The organism is Cellulomonas flavigena DSM 20109, from assembly GCF_000092865.1.
Classification (GTDB): domain Bacteria; phylum Actinomycetota; class Actinomycetes; order Actinomycetales; family Cellulomonadaceae; genus Cellulomonas; species Cellulomonas flavigena.
The window spans coordinates 110,454-128,044 of sequence record NC_014151.1 but is presented as its reverse complement, the minus strand read 5'-3'; the positions used below and the strand labels follow the sequence as shown (position 1 = coordinate 128,044).

At 74.6% G+C, this 17,591-nt stretch carries 15 protein-coding genes and 1 riboswitch; of the genes, 8 read left to right on the top strand and 7 right to left on the bottom strand.

Going from position 1 to position 17,591, the window contains the following annotated elements; genetic code table 11:
- Positions 1 to 42 precede the first annotated feature (42 nt).
- From CFLA_RS00530 to CFLA_RS00505, 6 genes are read left to right on the top strand one after another with little or no spacing between them, the layout of a single operon-like run.
- Positions 43 to 303 carry a hypothetical protein gene (locus CFLA_RS00530; protein WP_043598655.1) on the top strand — a complete coding sequence of 87 codons (261 nt, stop codon included), beginning with the start codon at positions 43 to 45 and terminating at the stop codon, positions 301 to 303.
- A 1-nt stretch (position 304) separates the two neighbouring features.
- Complete coding sequence (locus CFLA_RS18780) at positions 305 to 922, top strand: hypothetical protein (RefSeq protein WP_013115357.1); 618 nt, start codon at positions 305 to 307, stop codon at positions 920 to 922.
- 24 nt (positions 923 to 946) lie between these two features.
- Complete coding sequence (locus CFLA_RS00520; RefSeq protein ID WP_013115356.1) at positions 947 to 1,996, top strand: hypothetical protein; 1,050 nt, start codon at positions 947 to 949, stop codon at positions 1,994 to 1,996.
- Positions 1,997 to 1,999: 3 nt separating this feature from the next.
- Complete coding sequence (locus CFLA_RS00515) at positions 2,000 to 2,632, top strand: ATP-binding cassette domain-containing protein (RefSeq protein ID WP_013115355.1); 633 nt, start codon at positions 2,000 to 2,002, stop codon at positions 2,630 to 2,632.
- On the top strand, positions 2,629 to 3,693 hold the full coding sequence (locus CFLA_RS00510) for a hypothetical protein (RefSeq protein WP_013115354.1): 1,065 nt from the start codon (positions 2,629 to 2,631) through the stop codon (positions 3,691 to 3,693). The genes CFLA_RS00515 and CFLA_RS00510 overlap by 4 nt, the downstream gene beginning before the upstream one ends.
- A 38-nt stretch (positions 3,694 to 3,731) precedes the next feature.
- The gene (locus CFLA_RS00505) at positions 3,732 to 4,886 is read left to right on the top strand and encodes a MalY/PatB family protein (protein WP_013115353.1); all 1,155 of its coding nucleotides are present in this window, start codon (positions 3,732 to 3,734) and stop codon (positions 4,884 to 4,886) included.
- Between the two features lie 199 nt (positions 4,887 to 5,085).
- Here the strand turns inward: CFLA_RS00505 and CFLA_RS00500 are convergent, their stop codons facing one another.
- The 6 genes from CFLA_RS00500 to gcvP form a co-directional block, all read right to left on the bottom strand.
- The gene (locus tag CFLA_RS00500) at positions 5,086 to 5,592 is read right to left on the bottom strand and encodes an Hsp20/alpha crystallin family protein (RefSeq protein WP_013115352.1); all 507 of its coding nucleotides are present in this window, start codon (positions 5,590 to 5,592) and stop codon (positions 5,086 to 5,088) included.
- A gap of 210 nt (positions 5,593 to 5,802) precedes the next feature.
- Positions 5,803 to 6,258 (bottom strand): (deoxy)nucleoside triphosphate pyrophosphohydrolase, encoded by a 456-nt coding sequence (locus CFLA_RS00495; RefSeq protein ID WP_013115351.1) that lies wholly within the window; start codon positions 6,256 to 6,258, stop codon positions 5,803 to 5,805.
- 162 nt (positions 6,259 to 6,420) lie between these two features.
- Complete coding sequence (locus tag CFLA_RS00490) at positions 6,421 to 6,657, bottom strand: helix-turn-helix domain-containing protein (RefSeq protein WP_013115350.1); 237 nt, start codon at positions 6,655 to 6,657, stop codon at positions 6,421 to 6,423.
- A gap of 334 nt (positions 6,658 to 6,991) precedes the next feature.
- Entirely contained in the window at positions 6,992 to 7,363 is a 372-nt protein-coding gene (gene gcvH / locus CFLA_RS00485) for a glycine cleavage system protein GcvH (protein WP_013115349.1), read from the bottom strand.
- A 62-nt stretch (positions 7,364 to 7,425) separates the two neighbouring features.
- Positions 7,426 to 8,631 carry a glycine cleavage system aminomethyltransferase GcvT gene (gene gcvT / locus CFLA_RS00480; RefSeq protein ID WP_013115348.1) on the bottom strand — a complete coding sequence of 402 codons (1,206 nt, stop codon included), beginning with the start codon at positions 8,629 to 8,631 and terminating at the stop codon, positions 7,426 to 7,428.
- Positions 8,628 to 11,603, bottom strand: a complete 2,976-nt coding sequence (gene gcvP / locus CFLA_RS00475; RefSeq protein WP_081449747.1) for an aminomethyl-transferring glycine dehydrogenase — start codon at positions 11,601 to 11,603, stop codon at positions 8,628 to 8,630. Before gcvP ends, gcvT begins: the two co-directional genes overlap by 4 nt.
- A 231-nt stretch (positions 11,604 to 11,834) precedes the next feature.
- Positions 11,835 to 11,957, bottom strand: a riboswitch (glycine riboswitch).
- An 842-nt stretch (positions 11,958 to 12,799) separates the two neighbouring features.
- Between gcvP and CFLA_RS00470 the strand changes: the two genes are divergently transcribed.
- Positions 12,800 to 15,406, top strand: a complete 2,607-nt coding sequence (locus tag CFLA_RS00470; RefSeq protein ID WP_187291317.1) for an alpha/beta hydrolase — start codon at positions 12,800 to 12,802, stop codon at positions 15,404 to 15,406.
- Positions 15,407 to 15,477: 71 nt separating this feature from the next.
- Positions 15,478 to 16,626 (top strand): COG1470 family protein, encoded by a 1,149-nt coding sequence (locus CFLA_RS00465; protein WP_013115344.1) that lies wholly within the window; start codon positions 15,478 to 15,480, stop codon positions 16,624 to 16,626.
- A 9-nt stretch (positions 16,627 to 16,635) separates the two neighbouring features.
- Here CFLA_RS00465 and CFLA_RS00460 read toward each other — a convergent pair whose 3' ends face one another.
- Positions 16,636 to 17,571 (bottom strand): alpha/beta fold hydrolase, encoded by a 936-nt coding sequence (locus CFLA_RS00460; RefSeq protein WP_013115343.1) that lies wholly within the window; start codon positions 17,569 to 17,571, stop codon positions 16,636 to 16,638.
- Between the last annotated feature and the right edge of the window lie 20 nt (positions 17,572 to 17,591).

Sequence of the window (17,591 nt, the reverse complement as noted above, 5' to 3'; positions counted from 1 at the left end):
GAAGAAGTGAGCACTGCAGCACGTTCATGGAAGCACGCGACCGTGTCCCGGATCGCCGTCCTCGCGCTCGCGCTGGCCGCGCTCGGAACGGCCGTCCAGGCGCAGCCGGCCGAGGCCGCCGGGTGCACCTACAGCAACCTGACCTCGACCCGGGTCTACAACAAGACGTGCGCGCTGGGCGCGTACGCCTACCGGTCGGGCAACACCTGGTACCAGGCCGGGGACTGGGTGGGCACGGGGAAGTACTCGTACAACTGGTCGACCGTCTGCTACCAGTACCCCGGAATGCTCGGGATCGTCTGACGTGACGAACCTGCACCACTGGTGTCGCGTCGTGGGTGCGGCGGCTCTCGGCCTCGTGTCGGCCGCCGCGCTCACGGCGTGCGCCGGACCAGCGAGCAGCGATGACGAGCCGGCACCCACGGGCCGGTTCACGGGGCCCTGGGCCGCGGAGTTCGCCGCCATGAACGAGCGCTTCCCGAGCGAGTTCGCCGACGCGGCCCTCGCGGACAGCGTCATCACCGAGCAGGAGATGCTCGAGGGGCGCGGGCTCGTCGAGAGCTGCTACACGGCCGCCGGGTACACCGTGACGTTCGACGAGTACGGCCGCGCCGCAGTCACCGACCCGGACGGGGCGGGCGACTCGGCGCCCCAGGCCATGGGCGGGTGCAGCTCGGCCGACGGCGGCGTCATGATCCTGTACTACATGGTCGCCGCGAACCCCGAGAACGAGGACGAGATGGCGATCCGGGCCGAGTGCCTGGTGGAGGCCGGAGTCGTGGAGCAGGGGTTCACCGGGGAGGACCTGCAGAAGGCCTACGACAGCGCTGAGCTGCCGTGGCCCACCGGCGACGAGGTCGCGCAGCGCTGTCTGCTCGACCCGAAGGGCATGATCAGCACGACGGGCACTGACGAGCAGTGACCGCAGGACGGGCGGGGAACGGGTGTGGCTAGGTCGGGTCCGGTCGCGGCGGCGAGCCTCGCGGTGCTCGTCGCACTCGGCGCGGGACTGGGCGTCGGCGTCTGGCTGGCCCGGCCCCCCGTGCCGACCGCGCTCGAGAACGGGGGGACGCTGTCCGTCAGCCCGGTCGGCGAGCGCGCCTGGGACGACGCGCGCACGGTGACGCTCACCGTGACGAGCCAGGCCGAGCAGTCGCTCACGAGCCTGCTGTCCGGGCGCGTCACCAGCTCCTCGTGCAGCCCGGGCGCCGCAGTGACGTCCGGGACGAGCGTCATGGGCGTCGACGGTGCGGGCCTCCTGGCGCTGGCCACGTCCGTGCCGCTGTGGCGGGACCTCACGACGGGGGACAAGGGTGCGGACGCGGCCGCGCTCAACGCCGAGCTCACCCGTCTGGGCCATGCCGCACCGCACTCCGACCGCGTGACCCGGGCGACCGTCGCCGCCTACCGTGCCCTCGCGGCCGCGGCGGGCACCGCGGCCCCCACCGACGGGGTGGTGCGGGCGGCGTCCGTCATGTGGCTCCCGGCCCCGAGCATCACCGTCGCGACGTGCCCGGTGCGGACCGGCGACGTCGTCGCGCAGGGCGACCCGCTCGTCACCCTCCACGCCGGTCAGGTCGCGACGATCGGCGCCCTCCCCGCCGACGCCCTGGCGGGGGACCGGGTGCTGGTCGTCGACGGCGAGCGCGTGCCCGTCGGCACCGACGGCCAGGTGACCGAGACGGAGGCCCTGGCCGCCGTGCTCGCCTCGAGCGCGTACGCCGGAGCCACCCCGGACGACCAGGGCACGCGGCAGCTGTCGCTGACGTGGGCGCTGCGCGACCCCGCGTCGGTACGCGTCGTCCCTCCGAGCGCGGTCGCCGGCGCCGGGGCCGGCAGCACGTGCCTGGTGGCGACCGACGGGACACCGCTGCCCGTGCAGGTCGTCGGCTCGGAGCTCGGGCAGACGTTCGTCCTGCCGGCCGGGGACGGTGACCCGCCGGTGCTGCCGGCGCAGGTCCAGGCCGCGCCCGCCGCGACGACGACCTGCGGGTGACGCGTGCGTGTCGTCGTCCAGGACCTCGGGCACCGGTTCCCCGGTCAGCCGTTCCTGTTCCGGCACCTCGACGTCGTGCTCGAGCCCGACGGGGTCTACGCGCTGACCGGGCCGTCCGGCAGCGGCAAGAGCACGCTGATGTCGCTGCTCGCGGGGTGGCACGAGCCGACGGAGGGGCAGGTCCGGCGGACCGGCGTCGAGCGCACCGGGTGGGTGTTCCAGAACCCGCACGGGGTGGCGCGGCGCACCGCGGTCGACCACGTGGTCCTGCCGCTGCTGACCCAGGGCATGACCCGGGCCGACGCGACGGCCCGGGCGCACCGGCTGCTCGCGGACTTCGAGCTGGCCGCCGTCGCCCGGCGTGACTTCGCCGCTCTGTCCGGCGGGGAGGCCCAGCGGCTCATGCTGGCGCGGGGCGTCGCGGCCCGGCCCGACCTGCTCCTCGTCGACGAGCCCACCGCCCAGCTCGACCCCGCAACCGCGGCGGCCGTCAATGCCACGCTGCGCACGCTGGCGGACCGCGGCACGATCGTCGTCGTCGCGACGCACGATCCCGCGACGCGTGCCGCGTGCACGACGACCGTCGACCTGACCGCGTGGGCCGACCACGGCACCGCGGACGGGAGGGCGTCGTGAGGTGGGTCGGCGGGGAGGCCGCGCGCAACCTCCTCAGCGGCACGACCCACGCGCTGCGGTACGCGCTCGTGCTGGCCCTGGTGCTCGGCGCGCTGGTGGCCGCGGAGGTCGCCACCGTCGACGAGCTCCTCACGCGGGCCGCCGCCTACCGGGCGTCGGGCGGGTCCGTGCTGACGCTCGAGGCCGTCGGCCAGGTCGACGGTCGCGCGTGCGAGGCCATCGGCGAGCTGCCCGGCGTGCGTGCCGCCGGCGCGCTGCGCACCCGCACCGAGCCGCTCGTCTCGACGCTGCTGCCCCGCGGGCCCGTCGCGGCGTACAGTGTCACCCCCGGGCTGCTCGAGGTCGTCGGGGCACGTCAGGTCGCGACACCGGGCGTCGTGCTCGCCGACGACGTCGCCGAGAGCCTGGGCCTGTCCGCGCGCTCGACCCTGGTCACGACCGCGGGGACCACCACGGTGCGCGGCACCTACGCCTGGCCGGACGACGGCCGGCGGGCCGGGTTCGGGTACGCCGCGCTCGTCCCCGACGACACGGGCGTCCCCTACGACCAGTGCTGGGTGGAGGCCTGGCCCGTGCCGACCGACCTGGCGAACGTGCTGCGGAGCACGCTGCTGCCCGCGCCGGACGGCATGAGCGAGGTCAGGTCGTCGCGTCTCAACACGAGCCTCGGCGCGCACTTCGACGGTGAGGCGCTCTACACCGGCCGCGTGACCCGGTACGCCGCGGTCGCCGGCCTGGTCGCCGGCCTGCTCGTCGGCCTGGCCTCCGCTCTGGGCCGGCGGCTCGAGCTCGCGTCCGCGCGGCACGTCGGCGTCACCCGCCGCGCGCAGCACGCGCAAGTGCTCGTCGAGTCGTCGGTGTGGGTGCTGGCCGGTGGTGTCCTCGCCGGTGCGGCGGCGGCCGCGACGATCGCCCGGGCGGGTGGTCACGACGACGGTGCGCTGGTCCTCGCGGCCGCCCACGTCGTCGTCCCCGGGCTGCTCGGCGCCCTGCTCGGACCGCAGCTCGCGGTCGCGGTCACCCAGGAGTCGCACCTCTTCCGGTACTTCAAGAGCCGGTGACCCGCCGGCCCGGGCAGCAGGTCGGCTAGCGTGCCGCAATGGGCTCCCCGTTCGACGTCACCCCTGCCGAGCTCCGGCGGCGCACCTCGCTGAAGTGGCACACGTACCCCGAGGACGTCCTGCCGGCGTTCGTCGCGGAGATGGACGTGCAGCCCCTCGAGGCCGTGGTCACCGCCGTCACGAAGGCGATGCGCGACGGCGACACCGGCTACGAGGTGGGCCCGACGAGCCCGCGAGGCACCGCCTACGCGGAGGCGTTCGCGCAGTTCGCCGCCCGGCGGCACGGCTGGGACGTGCCGGTCGAGCGGACCCGGATGGTGCCCGACGTGATGCTCGGGATCGTCGAGGTCGTCGCCCTGCTGACCCGCCCGGGCGACCGCGTCGTCATCAACCCCCCCGTGTACCCGCCGTTCCGGTCGTTCCTCGAGCACGCCGGACGACGGGTCGTGACGGCACCGCTCACCCCGACCGGGCGGCTCGACCTCGACGCGCTCGACCGGGCGTTCGCCGGCGCGTCGGTCCACCTCCTCTGCCACCCGCACAACCCGACCGGCACCCTGCACACGGCGGACGAGCTCGGGGCGGTCCGCGACCTCGCGGCACGCCACGACGTGCGCGTCGTCGCGGACGAGATCCACGCGCCCCTGACCCTCGGCGACGAGCCGTTCGTGCCGACCACCACGATCATCCCCGACGCGATCGCGCTGCACTCCGCGTCCAAGGCGTTCAACCTCGCGGGTCTCAAGGCGGCTCTCGCCGTCCCCGGCCCGGCCGCGGACGAGCTGCGCGACATGCCGGAGATCGTCGGCCACGGCGTGAGCCATGTCGCGTCGATCGCCCACCAGGCCGCGTACCGGGAGGGCGACGCATGGCTCGACGACGTGCGGCAGACGATCCGCGCCCACGGGGACCTCGTCGCGCAGACACTGGTCGAGCGCCTCCCTCAGGCGCGCTGGCACCGCCCGGCCGCGACGTACTTCGCCTGGCTCGACGTGCGGGAGACACCCGCCGTCGTCGCCACGGGAACGGACCCCGCGCGGCTCCTGCTGCACGAGGGCAGGCTCGCGGTGAACGCCGGTCCGACGTTCGGCGACGAGGGCGCCGGCCACGTCCGGCTCAACCTCGCCACGCCGACCCCGATCCTGCGAGACGCCCTCGACCGCCTCGTGACGACGCTCGCCGCACCGGTCTGAGGAGCGCGACGGGGGGGTCGCGCGCCGCGCCGGGTCGGCTCGGTCACACCCGTCGCAGCAGGCCGCGGGGCCGGATCGACGTCTCGCGGTGAGACGACGACCCGGCCCGACAGGGCGCGGGGCCGGCCCGGCCGTCCGGGGGTGACGGGTCGATCCAGCCCCGCGCCGGGTCGACGCGCGGGGGCGACGCGCCGTGGGGTCAGCCCGCCGTCGCGGGCTCGTCGGCGCGCTGCTCGAGCGACGGCCCGTCGGCGGACGGCTGCTCGAGGGTCTGCGTGTCGCGCGACGTGATCGTCGACGGCGCGGAGGCGCCGTGCTGGATCTCGATGCGGCGCGGCTTGGCCTCCTCGGCCACGGGGACCGAGAGCGTCAGCACGCCGTCGTCGTAGGTCGCGCTGATCCGGTCGAGCGCGAGGCCGCGGCCGACCGTGAGCTGCCGGGCGTAGGTGCCGACGGGCCGCTCCTTGGCGAGCCACTGCACGTCGTGCTCGGTGCGCGGGCTGCGCTGGGCCCGGATGGTCAGGGTCCGGTCGTCCACGCTGACGTCGATCGTGCCCGGGTCGGCGCCCGGCAGGTCGACGTGCAGGACGTAGTGGTCGCCGTCACGGTAGAGGTCCATCGGCATCGTGGCCGCGGCGCGGTCGGACGCGAGGACCTGCGCGAGCACGCGGTCCATCTCCTGGAACGGGTCGAAACGAGTAGCCACGCCCCATCACCTCCTCGACATGGGGTCCGGTCGGTCCGGATCCCGGTGCTGTCCCGGCGGGACGGTCCGCCGGGCGGCTACACCTCAAGGATTAGCACTCCGACCCGGAGAGTGCCAACTGATGGCGCGGCAGATTTCGCCCAGAGCGAACGCGCTCGAGGACGTGGCCCCGGTCCCCTCGACCGGATGGCGGGCCGGCGTCGTGACGCGTCAGCCCGAGCGGCCCACCGACCGGCGCTCACCGCGCGAGAACGTCGCGACGAACTCCGTGAGCCGCTCGACGATCCGGACGTCGGCGTCCAGCCACGGCACGTCGAGCCACTGCCCGGCAGGCAACCACCGGAGCTCGTCGTGCTCGACGAGCGGCTCGGGGCCCCCCTCCAGCACCTCGGCGAACCACAGGCGCATGACGTACCTGTCCGACAGCTGCCAGGCGCCGCCGTCGGGACCGAGGAGCTCGACCCCGAGACCCACGCTGACGCCCAGCTCCTCGCGGAGCTCACGGTGCAGCGCCTCCTCCGGTGTCTCCCCCGGCTCGACCTTGCCGCCGGGGAACTCCCACCGGCCCGCGAGGCTGGCCGGCGTGGCGCGGCGCGCCGCGAGCAGGAGGCGCGGATCGTCGAGGTCGTCGACCACGGCCGCGGCCACGACGAGCACAGGAGTCATGGAGCGAGTGTGCCAGCCGTCTGTCACAGCCGGGTCACGACGTTGTGGCCGGCTGCACGAGCGTCACGCGAACGGCCGGGGAGGACCGGCCGGTCGGACGTGCGCTCCGGGTGCTGCGTGCGCGGAGGGATCCCTCCCGCCCCTCCGCGAGGGGTGGGGAACTCAGCGGATACCGTGCGCCTCGGCCCACGCGACCGCCTCGGCGCGCGTCGACACGCCGATCTTGCGGTAGACGCTTCGCACCTGGGACTTCACCGTGTTCCGGGTGACGAAGAGGCGCGTCGCGATCTCCTCGAGCGTCACGTCCTCCGTCAGCTCGGCCAGCACGACCCGCTCGCGACGGGTCAGCGAGTGCGTACCCAGGATGTGGGGGTTCAGGCTCGTGTCCAGCATGGTCATGGTGTCCTCCGGGTGGCGGCGGGTCCGGACCTTCCGGCCCCGCGTGGGCTGCGTACCGGATGAGAGCGGCCCGCGCCGGAGCTATGACGCGACTTTCGCCGAATTCTCTGAATCACCGTGAGATCCCCCCCGCGGTGCCGAACGCTGCACCTGTCAGACGACGTCCGGGCCCCCCTGATACACCATGGGTGAAACGTCGTCACCAGCACTGTGCGCCACTTCACCCGTTCGGGCAAGCACCCGGACGCATGGACAAGCGTCCAACACGTCATTCGTTCGGCCCAGTGCTGGGTGTCACTCCTCTCCCGGACGGCCCAGCGGGCTGCCCGGGACGTCACGGGTTGAGGGCGCCGTACTCCTCGGCCGACAGCAGCGGACCGTGCGTCGTCACCTCGACACGGAACAGCCATCCGTCGCCGTACGGGTCGGAGTTGACGACCGACGGGTCGTCGACCGCGGCCTGGTTGACCTCGACGACCGTGCCGGAGACGGGCGAGTACAGCTCGGAGACCGACTTGGTGGACTCGATCTCGCCGACCACCGCACCCGCCTCGACGTCGGAGCCGACGGCCGGGAGCTCGACGAAGACGATGTCCCCCAGCGCGTCGGCAGCGACCGCGGTGATGCCCACGGTCACGGGCGACGCGGCGTCGACCCACTCGTGCTCGGCGGTGTACTGCAGGGTCGTGGGCAGCTCGGCAGCCATGGATGCTCCTGTCGGGTGAGGCGGTGCGGGTGGGTCAGGGGTGGGCGGGCGCGGTGCGACCGTCACCGAGGACGACGGTAGAAGGGGAGCGGGACGACGCGCACCGGTTCGCGCCGGCCGCGGACGTCCACCGCGAGCTCGGCGCCCTCGGCACCGACCTCCGGGGTCACGTACGCCATGGCCACGGGGTACCCCAGGGTGGGTGACGGTGCGCCCGACGTGACGGTCCCGACCACGGGCGCGTCCTGCTGCGTGGACGCGAGCACGTCGTACCCGTGCCGGGCGGCGCGACGGCTCAGGCCCTGCAGCCCGACGAGCACGCGGGCAGGTGCGGAGTGGGCCCGCGCGTCGAGGGCGTCACGTCCCACGAACGGCAGCGGCACACCGTCGGCGTCGACCTTGTCGAGCCGCACGATGCGGCCCAGGCCCGCGTCGTACGGGGTGGTCGTGCGGTCGAGCTCGTTGCCGTACAGGGGCATGCCGGCCTCGAGGCGCAGCGAGTCGCGTGCCGACAGGCCGGCCGGGACGAGCCCGTGCTCGGCGCCGGCCGCCAGCAGCGCGCGCCACAGGGCGGGGGCGCCGTCGGCGTCGAGGAAGAACTCGAACCCGTCCTCGCCCGTGTAGCCCGTGCGCGCGACCAGCACGGGCGCACCGTCGAACCGCATCGGCAGGCACGCGTAGTACTTCAGCGTCGCGGGCGTGACGTCGGCCGGGCCGGCGGGGTCCGCGGTCAGGAGGTCCAGTGCCTCCACGACCGCCAGGGCTCGCGGGCCCTGCACGGCCACGAGCGCTGTCGCGGCGGACCGGTCGGTGACCGTCAGGCCCAGCCCGGTGGCGGCGGCCCGCTCCTGCAGCTCGGCGAGCACCACCTCGTGGTTCGACGCGTTCGCGACGACGAGGTACGTGTCGTCGCCCGTCCGGTAGACGACGAGGTCGTCGATGACGCCGCCGTCGGGCTGGACGATCATCGTGTACCGCGCCCCGAGGACCCGCAGCGCCGTGAGATTGCCGACGAGCGCGCGGTCGAGGAACGCGCCGGCGTCGGGGCCGGTGACCTCGATCTCGCCCATGTGGGACAGGTCGAACAGACCTGCGGCGTTGCGCACGGCCGTGTGCTCCGCCAGGTCGGACGTGTACCGCAGCGGCATCTGCCACCCGGCGAACTCGGTGAGCGACGCCCCGAGGGCGACGTGCTCGTCGTGCAGCGGTGAGCGCAGCTCGGTCATCGGGGCTCCGGGGTCGGTGGTGGGCGTGGTCGGGCCGGTCATCGCACGTCGTCCGCGTACGCCTCGACGGGCGGGCACGAGCAGACGAGGTTGCGGTCGCCGCGCGCGCCGTCGATCCGGCGCACGGGCGGCCAGTACTTGCCGGTGCGCAGCGAGGCGACGGGGAACGCGGCCTGCTCGCGCCCGTAGGGGTGCTCCCACACGTCGGCGCTGACCGCGGCCGCGGTGTGCGGGGCCTGCCGCAGCGGCGAGCTCTCGAGCGGCCAGCGCCCCTCGGCGACGCCCTCGATCTCGGCGCGGATCGCGACCATCGCGTCCACGAAGCGGTCGAGCTCGGCGAGGTCCTCGCTCTCGGTGGGCTCGACCATGAGCGTGCCGGCGACGGGGAACGACAGCGTGGGGGCGTGGAAGCCGTAGTCCATGAGTCGCTTGGCGACGTCCTCGGCCGTGACGCCCGTGGCCTTGGTGAGCGGACGCAGGTCGAGGATGCACTCGTGCGCGACGAGCCCGGCCGGGCCCGTGTACAGCACGGGGTAGTGCTCGCGCAGGCGCGCGGCCACGTAGTTGGCGGCCAGCACCGCGGTCTCGGTGGCGCGGCGCAACCCGTCGGGGCCCATGAGCGCGACGTACGCCCAGGAGATCGGCAGGATCCCGGCCGAGCCCCAGGGGGCCGCGGAGACAGGGGCGACGGCGGTGGTCCCGGGCGACCCGGCGGGCGTCGGGTCGCCCGGGAGGTAGGGCGCGAGGTGCGCGGCGACGGCGACCGGACCGACGCCGGGGCCGCCTCCACCGTGCGGGATGCAGAACGTCTTGTGCAGGTTGAGGTGCGAGACGTCGCCGCCGAGCTCCGCGGGGCGCGCGAGCCCGACGAGCGCGTTGAGGTTCGCGCCGTCGATGTAGACCTGGCCGCCGGCGGCGTGGACGAGGTCGCAGACCTCGCGCACGTGCTCCTCGTAGACGCCGTGCGTCGAGGGGTAGGTGATCATGATCGCCGCGACCCGGGGGCCGTGCTGGTCGAGCTTGGCCCGCAGGTCCGCGAGGTCGACCTCACCGTCCTCGGCCGTCGCGACCACGACGACCTTCAGGCCGGCGAGCGCCGCCGACGCCGCGTTGGTGCCGTGCGCCGAGGCCGGGATGAGGCAGATGTCGCGGTGCTCCGCGCCCTCGGCGCGCGTGGCCTCGTGGTACGCGTGGATCGCGAGCAGGCCCGCGAGCTCGCCCTGCGAGCCGGCGTTGGGCTGCACGCTGACGGCGGCGTAGCCGGTGATCTCGGCGAGCCAGTCCTGCAGCTCGGTGACCAGGGCGGCGTAGCCCTGCGTCTGGTCGGCCGGGGCGTACGGGTGGATGTCGGCGAACTCGGGCCAGGAGATGGGCTCCATCTCGGCGGTCGCGTTGAGCTTCATGGTGCACGAGCCCAGCGGGATCATCGTGCGGTCGAGCGCGAGGTCCTTGTCGGACAGCCGGCGCAGGTAGCGCAGCATCGCGGTCTCGGAACGATTCACGTGGAACACGGGGTGCGTGAGGTAGTCGGTGGTGCGCGCCAGGTGCTCGGGCACGCGCGAGCGACGGTGGGCGACGAACCCGACGTCGTACGAGCCGTCGGGGTTCGCCGCGAGGTCGGTCGCGCCGGCGTCGGCGACCGCGAGGACGACCGCGAGCAGGTCCTCGTCCGTCGTCGTCTCGTCGCACGCGACCTGGACGTGGTCGTCGTCCGGTGCCCACAGGTTGACACCGCGCGCGACCGCGGCCGCCTGCACGGCCCGGGCGCGCCCGGGGACCCGCAGCCGTACGGTGTCGAAGAGGTCCGCGTGGACGACCTCGACGCCCAGCTCCCGCAGCACGTCGGCCAGGCACCGCGCGGCGCCGTTCACCCGCTGCGCGATCGCCCGCAGCCCGTCGGGACCGTGGTACACCGCGTACATCGACGCGACGATCGCGAGCAGCGCCTGCGCGGTGCAGATGTTGCTCGTCGCCTTCTCGCGGCGGATGTGCTGCTCGCGGGTCTGCAGCGCGAGGCGGTACGCGGGGGCGCCGTCGGCGTCGACCGACACCCCGACCAGCCGCCCGGGCAACGTCCGCTCGAGGCCCTGACGGACCGCCATGAAGGCTGCGTGCGGACCGCCGCCGAACAGCGGCACGCCGAGGCGCTGCGCCGAGCCGACCGCGACGTCCGCGCCGAGCTCGCCCGGGGAGGTCACGAGGGTCAGGGCGAGCAGGTCGGCGGCCACCGTGACGAGCGCGCCGCGCTCCTTGGCCGCGGCGACGAGGGGCCGCAGGTCGCGCAGCGCGCCGGACGCGCCGACCTGCTGCACGACGACTCCCACGAGCGGCCCGTCGACGTCCGGCAGCCCGTCGGTGAGGTCGGCGACCACGACCGGCAGGCCGACGGCCTGCGCGCGGCCGAGGGTCACCGCGAGCGACTGACCGAACAGGTCGGCGTCCAGCACGACCGTGCCCGTCGCCGCGCGCGATGCGCGCCACATGAGCGCCACCGCCTCCGCGACGGCGGTCGCCTCGTCGAGCAGCGACGCGTTGGCGACGTCGAGGCCCGTGAGGTCGGAGACGACGGTCTGGAAGTTCAGCAGCGCCTCGAGGCGGCCCTGCGAGATCTCCGGCTGGTACGGCGTGTACGCGGTGTACCAGGCGGGCGACTCCAGCACGTTGCGGCGGATGACGGCCGGGGTGGTCGTGCCGTAATAGCCCTGGCCGATCATCGGGCGCAGCACGCGGTTGCGCGACGCGACGGCCCGCAGGTCGGCCAGCACCCGCTCCTCGGAGCGGGCCGCGGGCAGGTCCAGCGGTCGACCGCTGCGGATCGTGGCGGGCACCGCGGCGTCGACGAGCGCGTCGAGGTCCGCGAACCCGAGTGTCGCGAGCATGCGGTCCGTGTCGTCACCGCGCGGACCGACGTGCCGGTCGGCGAAGCCCTCGGCAGCGGGCGTGCGCGACGCGGGCGGCGCGGACACGGGGACGGCCGCCGGTGCGTGCCGGGACTGCGTGGGCTCGGTCGGCATGGGCTCGGACTGCGCGGGAACGCTCACGGGCTGCTCCAGGGGGTCGCCCGGGCGTGGCTCCACGCACGGGACGGGCAGGGGCTCCCCGCTCTGTCATCCACCCCGCACGGGGTGACCTGAGAGTTTTGCCGGTCCGCCATGAGCGCCGTCCTCGGGGGACGTGCTCCGGGGCGCGCCGACTTGCACCGTCGGTGGGCACCGGACCTGGCCGGCGCCACTTTCCAGAGTTGCCTCGCCGTGACGGTACGGGTGCCTGAGAGATTCCCGGGGAGGGTTGCTCCTTCGGCGCCCCGCGCTGCCGCCCTCCCGGTGTGGACCGAGGGCGGCCGACGGGAGCTCTCCCGCCGCGGTTCGAGCAGCGTGTTCAGTTTGATGATCTCCGGGCCAGCGTACGGCACCCACCTCGTCCGTGGTCCGGCTTCCCACCATGCCTCCCCTCCCGTCCAGCGCTCCCCACCGCCGACGCGCCGGGCACGAGCACGGACGGGGTGCCCACCGCCGACGCACCGTGGGGGGATGCCCCGGGGTGGGGGGCGGCGCGTCGGCGGCGGGCGGCTCGAGCACGACGCGACGGGCGTCGCGGAGGACCCGTGCCGGGCCGCGCCCTCCGCGGCGCGTCCGCCGTCGTCGCGTGCTCCACCCTGGCAGCGCGCACCGTCGTCGAAGCGGTTCTCCACAGCCTGGGCCCGTCGTCGCGCCGCTGCGCCGACCCTCCGCACGTCTCGCCATGCGGGACCGACCCGTTCGGCGGGCACATGCGATGACGTTCACCTGATCGGGTGAGAGGCCTCAGGGCCCACACCCCCCAGGCCCGGGCCCCCGTGCGGGTGGTGACCGCGACCCGCTGCGCTGACGGGACCCACCCGGACGTCGGCGGACCTTCAGGAGAAACCGGAGGGTTGACGTTAAACCTCGGAGCCGACAGCATCGGGGACGCCCGCTCCTGCAGCGTTGCAGACCGGTGGGCAAGGCCGTGGACGCAGCGACGCCCGCGGCTCCGTCAGGGGGCAAGCACCAGGGGTCATCCCACGGCCGTCGCCGCGGGGCAGGGGCCTGTGACTCCCCTGCCGGTCGGCGCCGAGAAGGGGTAATCGATGGTGATGACTCGCAAGGCGCCACGTGACGCACGTGGCGCGTACCGCAGGACGACAGCCGTGGTCACGGGGACCGCGCTCGCACTGGGAACGGCGGCAGTGATGGCACCACCCGCAGCGGCCGACGGGGTCGCCGCAGACCCGTGGGTGTCGGTGACGCCCGAGGGCTACTACCGGTTCGTGGCGCCGCAGGCCACGGTCCACGAGCTCGTCGGCGGCCAGCCGAAGGTCGTCGAGCTGCAGGGCAACATCGGCCCTGCGGGCACGTGGTCCGACCTGGCCATGGACCCCAGCGGCACCGACTACCCGACGCAGGTCGGCATCCTCGACCCGGGCCTGTACTACTACCAGTACACGGCGACGTTCGAGGACCGCACCAAGGTCTCCTTCCGCAACCCGGACACGCCCGTCGCGATCGCGTCGAAGCCGACCTGGAACACGTTCTTCGTGCCCGGTCCGCAGGTGGCCTGGATGGCGGACATCCCGAACGCGGGCGCCGTCGAGGAGCTCGCCCACGACACCGCGTCCGGCGACGAGGCCACCTCGCTCGTCTGGACGCCGCCCGGCTACGACGCCGACCGCGCCGACGCCTACCCGGTCCTGTACCTGCTGGCCGACGACGACCAGTCCGTCGACGAGTGGACCGAGCTGGGCCGCGCGCGGCAGGTGCTCGACAACCTCGCGGCCGAGGGCCGGCTCGCGGACATGGTCGTCGTCATGGCCTCGGTCACCGGCGACGACGCGCGCGCCGAGCTGCTCGACGGCATCCTCCCGGCCGTGCAGGACGCCTACCACGTCGCCGACGAGGCGGCCTCGCAGGCCGTGGCCGGCATCGGCACGGGCGCCGCGCACGCGCTCGAGCTGCTGCGCACCGACCCGGGCGTCTTCAGCGAGGTCGGCGCGTTCTCGGTCGAGTTCCCCTCGCGTCCGGCCGACCCGGACCGCTCGCAGGTGGCCGCCATCAACGAGGGCACCGACCGCCTGCGCATCTACGTCGGCAACGTGCTCGACCCGTCCTACAACGCGACCCACGACCTGCTGCGCACGCTCGAGCGCACCGGGGTCGAGCACGAGTTCGACGGCGTCGACCCGGACACGGGCGGCACGTGGGACACGTGGCGCGAGGGTCTGCGCGACTTCGCGTCGCGCGTGTTCCAGGACGGCGCCCACGGCCCGCGTGAGGGCCACCGACCGCTCGACGCCAAGTACACCGCCCCGGCACCGGGCTCGATCACGCTGCCGCACGTCGACGAGAACGGCATCGTGACGTTCGAGACGGGCACGCAGTTCAAGGACGCGAAGGACGTCACCGTGTGGGCCAACTGGGCGCCCAACGGTGCGTGGTTCCGCGTGCCGATGACGAAGGTCGGCGACCGCTGGCGCGTGCAGGCCGGCCCGCTCGACGGCTTCTACTACTACCGGTACGTCGTCGACGGCGTGGACGTGAAGGACCCGGAGGACAAGGTCAACACGCTCACCGGCGTCAGCCCGCTGTTCGTCCCCGGCGAGACGGACCGCCTGCTGGGCGACGTCCCCGCCGAGGACCGCGGCGAGCTGACCACGCTGACGTACCAGAGCCAGGTCGCGAACGAGGAGCGCAAGGCGTACGTCTGGACGCCGAAGGGCTACGACCCGGACCGCGCCGAGGAGTACCCCGTGCTCTACCTCAACCACGGCGGTGGTCAGAACTACGGCGACTGGGTCGAGGTGGGCCGCGCGACGCAGATCCTCGACCACTACATCAAGGAGGACGCGATCGTCCCCATGGTGGTCGTCATGGGCAACGGCAACTCGTCCAACTACCCGGCCGAGCTCATGGACAACCTCGTGCCCGCGGCCGAGGCGGCGTACAACATCTCGTCCGAGCCGGGGCAGCGGGCCATCGCGGGCCTGTCGATGGGCGCCATGAACACGCTCAACGCGTGGCTGACCCGCCCGGGCCAGTTCGGCTGGGTCGGGTCGTTCTCCGGCGGCCTGTTCTGGAACACGCCCGTCTTCGACCCGGACGCCGTCAACGCCGAGACCCGCCTCGCGCGGATCTACAACGGTGACCGGACGGACTTCACCTACGACGCCACGATGAACCTCCTCACACTGCTCGAGGAGAACGGCATCCGTCACGAGTTCGCCGGTCTGACGGTCGGCCCGCACGGGTTCGACGTGTGGTCGAAGAACCTCATCGACTTCCTGCCGCGGATCTTCCGCGACCAGGACAAGGTGACGGGGATCGACCTGACGGCCGTCGTGCCCGAGGGCCAGGACGGCGTGCTCGCGCTGTCGGTCGCCGGCAACGCGGTCACGCTGGACGGGCCGCAGAACACCGGCACCGCGCTGCGGTTCACCGGCGCGCTGCCCGCCGTCACGGTCACCGACTCGCGGACCGCCGCCCAGGCGGGGGTCTCGGGGTGGGCCGTCACGGGCCAGGCGTACTCGTTCACCAACGGGACGCGTCTGCTCGACGCGAAGCACCTGGGCTGGACCCCGCGCGTCGAGAGCCCGCGCCCGGGCCTCGCCGCGGGCGACGCCCGGGCCACCGCGCTCGGCGGTGGCGAGGGCCTGACGGTGCCGGGACGCCTGGCGTCCGCGACGCCCGAGGGTCGCGTCGGCTCGGCGACGATCGGGGCGGACCTCGTCCTCGACGTGCCGGTCGACACCGCGCCCGGTGAGTACACGGGCACGCTGTCGCTGTCGCTGTTCCCCGTCGACTGAGTCGACGGGCCGGATCACCCGACGCGCGGTGGGGCACCCGCCCCACCGCGCGTCGGTGCGAGGAGACCCCCATGCACCGCACGCGCCCCGTCATCCCGCTGCCCGTGCGGCCCGCCGCCGCCGGTGCGCTGGTCGCCGCGCTGCTGGCCCTAGCCGGGCCCGCGGCCGCCGCGGCCCCCGTCGCCACGGCAGCCGCCGAGGGGACGACCACCTGGACGGTGCAGCCGGCGACCGCCGACGGGCCCGACGACCGCATCTCGCTGCGGCACGTCCTGGACCCGGGCGAGAGCGTCGCCGAGCACGTCACCGTCACCAACTTCAGCACCGCGCCCGCGACGTTCGACGTCTACGCGGCCGACGGCGTCGTCGGCGACTCCGGCCACTTCGACGTCCCCGGTGCCGGCGCGACGAAGGACGGCGGCGGCTGGGTCACCCTGGGGGACGCGCCCGGGGCCGAGCGGACCGAGACCGGCCTGCGCCTGACGATCGACCCCGGCGCGGCCGTCACGGTGCCCCTGACCATCGAGGTGCCCGGCGACGCGACGCCCGGCGACCACCCGGCCGGCGTCGTCGCGGAGCTCGTCACCGACGACGCCGTGCGGCTCGCCGCGCGCGTCGGGACGCGCCTGCACCTGCGCGTCACCGGCGACTACGTCGCGGCGCTCGAGCCGCAGGACGTGGTGGCGCGGTGGGAGCCGTCGTGGAACCCGTTCGCGCCCGGGACCGTGCACGTCAGCTACCGCGTGGCCAACACCGGTGACGTGCGGCTCGCCGCGCACGCGGCCACCGAGCTCGCCGGACCGTTCGGTGCCGGCGGCGCGGAGCACCGCACCGAGCTGCGGGAGGTGCTGCCCGGGCAGTCCGGGACCGTCGAGGCCGAGCTGCGGGTGTGGCCGCTCGTGCGCGCCACCGGGCAGGTCGCCACCCGGCCGTGGGTGGTCGGCGAGGACGTCGTCGACGCCGCGCTGCGCACCGGGACCGCGCCGGTCACCGTGTGGACCGTGCCGTGGGCGCAGCTCGCGCTCGTCGCGCTCGTCGCGGGCGGGGTGCTGGGCGTGCGGTGGCAGCGCCGGCGGGCCGCGCGCGTGCTGCAGGAGCGGGTGGACGCGGCGCTCGCCGCGGCCGGTGCGGCGCCGACGTCGGACGACGCGCCGACGTCGGGCGACGGCGGCGACCCGAGCGCGAGCGACCCGGCCACGGAGCGCGCGACGCTCCCCTGACCTGGTGCGTCAGACCGGCCGCGGCGCCGTCACGTCGCGCACGACGAGCTCGACCGTGGCCGGGTCCCGCAGGATGCGCTGGTGACCGAGCCCGTCCGTCGTGACGAGCGTCGCGGTCGGCCACGCCTCGGCGACGCGCCGCCCGACCTCGAACGCCGTCTCCTTGTCGCGCAGGTCGTGCACGACGAGCGTGTCGGGCATCCCACCGGCGGCGCCCAGCGGGCCGAGGTCGAAGTCGCTCAGCGGGCGCTGCACGAAGTCCTCGAGCGCCGCGTGCAGGAGGCGCCGGACCCGCGGGGTCAGGCGGAACGTGCGTGCGAAGTCGGCGCGCAGGTCCGCGAAGTCGGGGTTGGGCGCCACGAGCACCAGCCGCCCGGTGCGCACGGCGCCCTCGTGCACGGCCATCGAGGCGACCGTGCTGCCCATCGAGTGCGCGACGACCGCCGCGGCGTCACCGTGGTGCGCGGCGACGACCTCGAGCGCCTCCATCGCCTCGACCAGCGTGCCCCGGCCGGGGCCGAGCACCCCGGGGTCGGAGTCGCCGTGGCCGGGGGCGTCGAACGCGACGACGCGGTGACCTGCGGCGACGAGCGGCGCGACGAACGCGCCGAGCTGCCCCCGCCAGCCGCCCCAGCCGTGCACGAGGTAGACGACCGGCCCCTCACCCCACGTCTCGACGACCACCCGGCCGCCGCGCGGCGCGGTCAGCGTGGTGACCTCACCGGGGTGCGGGCGGTGGTCCTTGCGGCGGCCCGGCCCGCCCGGGAGCGTGCACCAGATCCGGAACGCCGCCGCGCCGGCCGCGCGCGGGGCGACGACGCCGAGGACACGCAGCCGGCCGCGGACGACGGCGAGGCGCACCCGCTGGGAGATCGGCAGGCGGCGCGGCGCCGGTGGCTGCGTGGCGGCGACCGTGCGGGTGGTGGACGTGTCGACTGCGCTCATGCGGGGTCCTTCGTCGGTGG

Excerpts from the sequence above, each read along its gene's own strand:
- gcvH (WP_013115349.1), bottom strand. The coding sequence starts at position 7,363 with ATGGCTGCCGAGCTGCCCACGACCCTGCAGTACACCGCCGAGCACGAG.
- gcvT (WP_013115348.1), bottom strand. The coding sequence starts at position 8,631 with ATGACCGGCCCGACCACGCCCACCACCGACCCCGGAGCCCCGATGACC.
- CFLA_RS00495 (WP_013115351.1), bottom strand. The coding sequence starts at position 6,258 with ATGACTCCTGTGCTCGTCGTGGCCGCGGCCGTGGTCGACGACCTCGAC.
- CFLA_RS00490 (WP_013115350.1), bottom strand. The coding sequence starts at position 6,657 with ATGACCATGCTGGACACGAGCCTGAACCCCCACATCCTGGGTACGCAC.
- CFLA_RS00470 (WP_187291317.1), top strand. The coding sequence starts at position 12,800 with ATGGCACCACCCGCAGCGGCCGACGGGGTCGCCGCAGACCCGTGGGTG.
- CFLA_RS00465 (WP_013115344.1), top strand. The coding sequence starts at position 15,478 with ATGCACCGCACGCGCCCCGTCATCCCGCTGCCCGTGCGGCCCGCCGCC.
- CFLA_RS00460 (WP_013115343.1), bottom strand. The coding sequence starts at position 17,571 with ATGAGCGCAGTCGACACGTCCACCACCCGCACGGTCGCCGCCACGCAG.
- gcvP (WP_081449747.1), bottom strand. The coding sequence starts at position 11,603 with ATGCCGACCGAGCCCACGCAGTCCCGGCACGCACCGGCGGCCGTCCCC.
- CFLA_RS00505 (WP_013115353.1), top strand. The coding sequence starts at position 3,732 with ATGGGCTCCCCGTTCGACGTCACCCCTGCCGAGCTCCGGCGGCGCACC.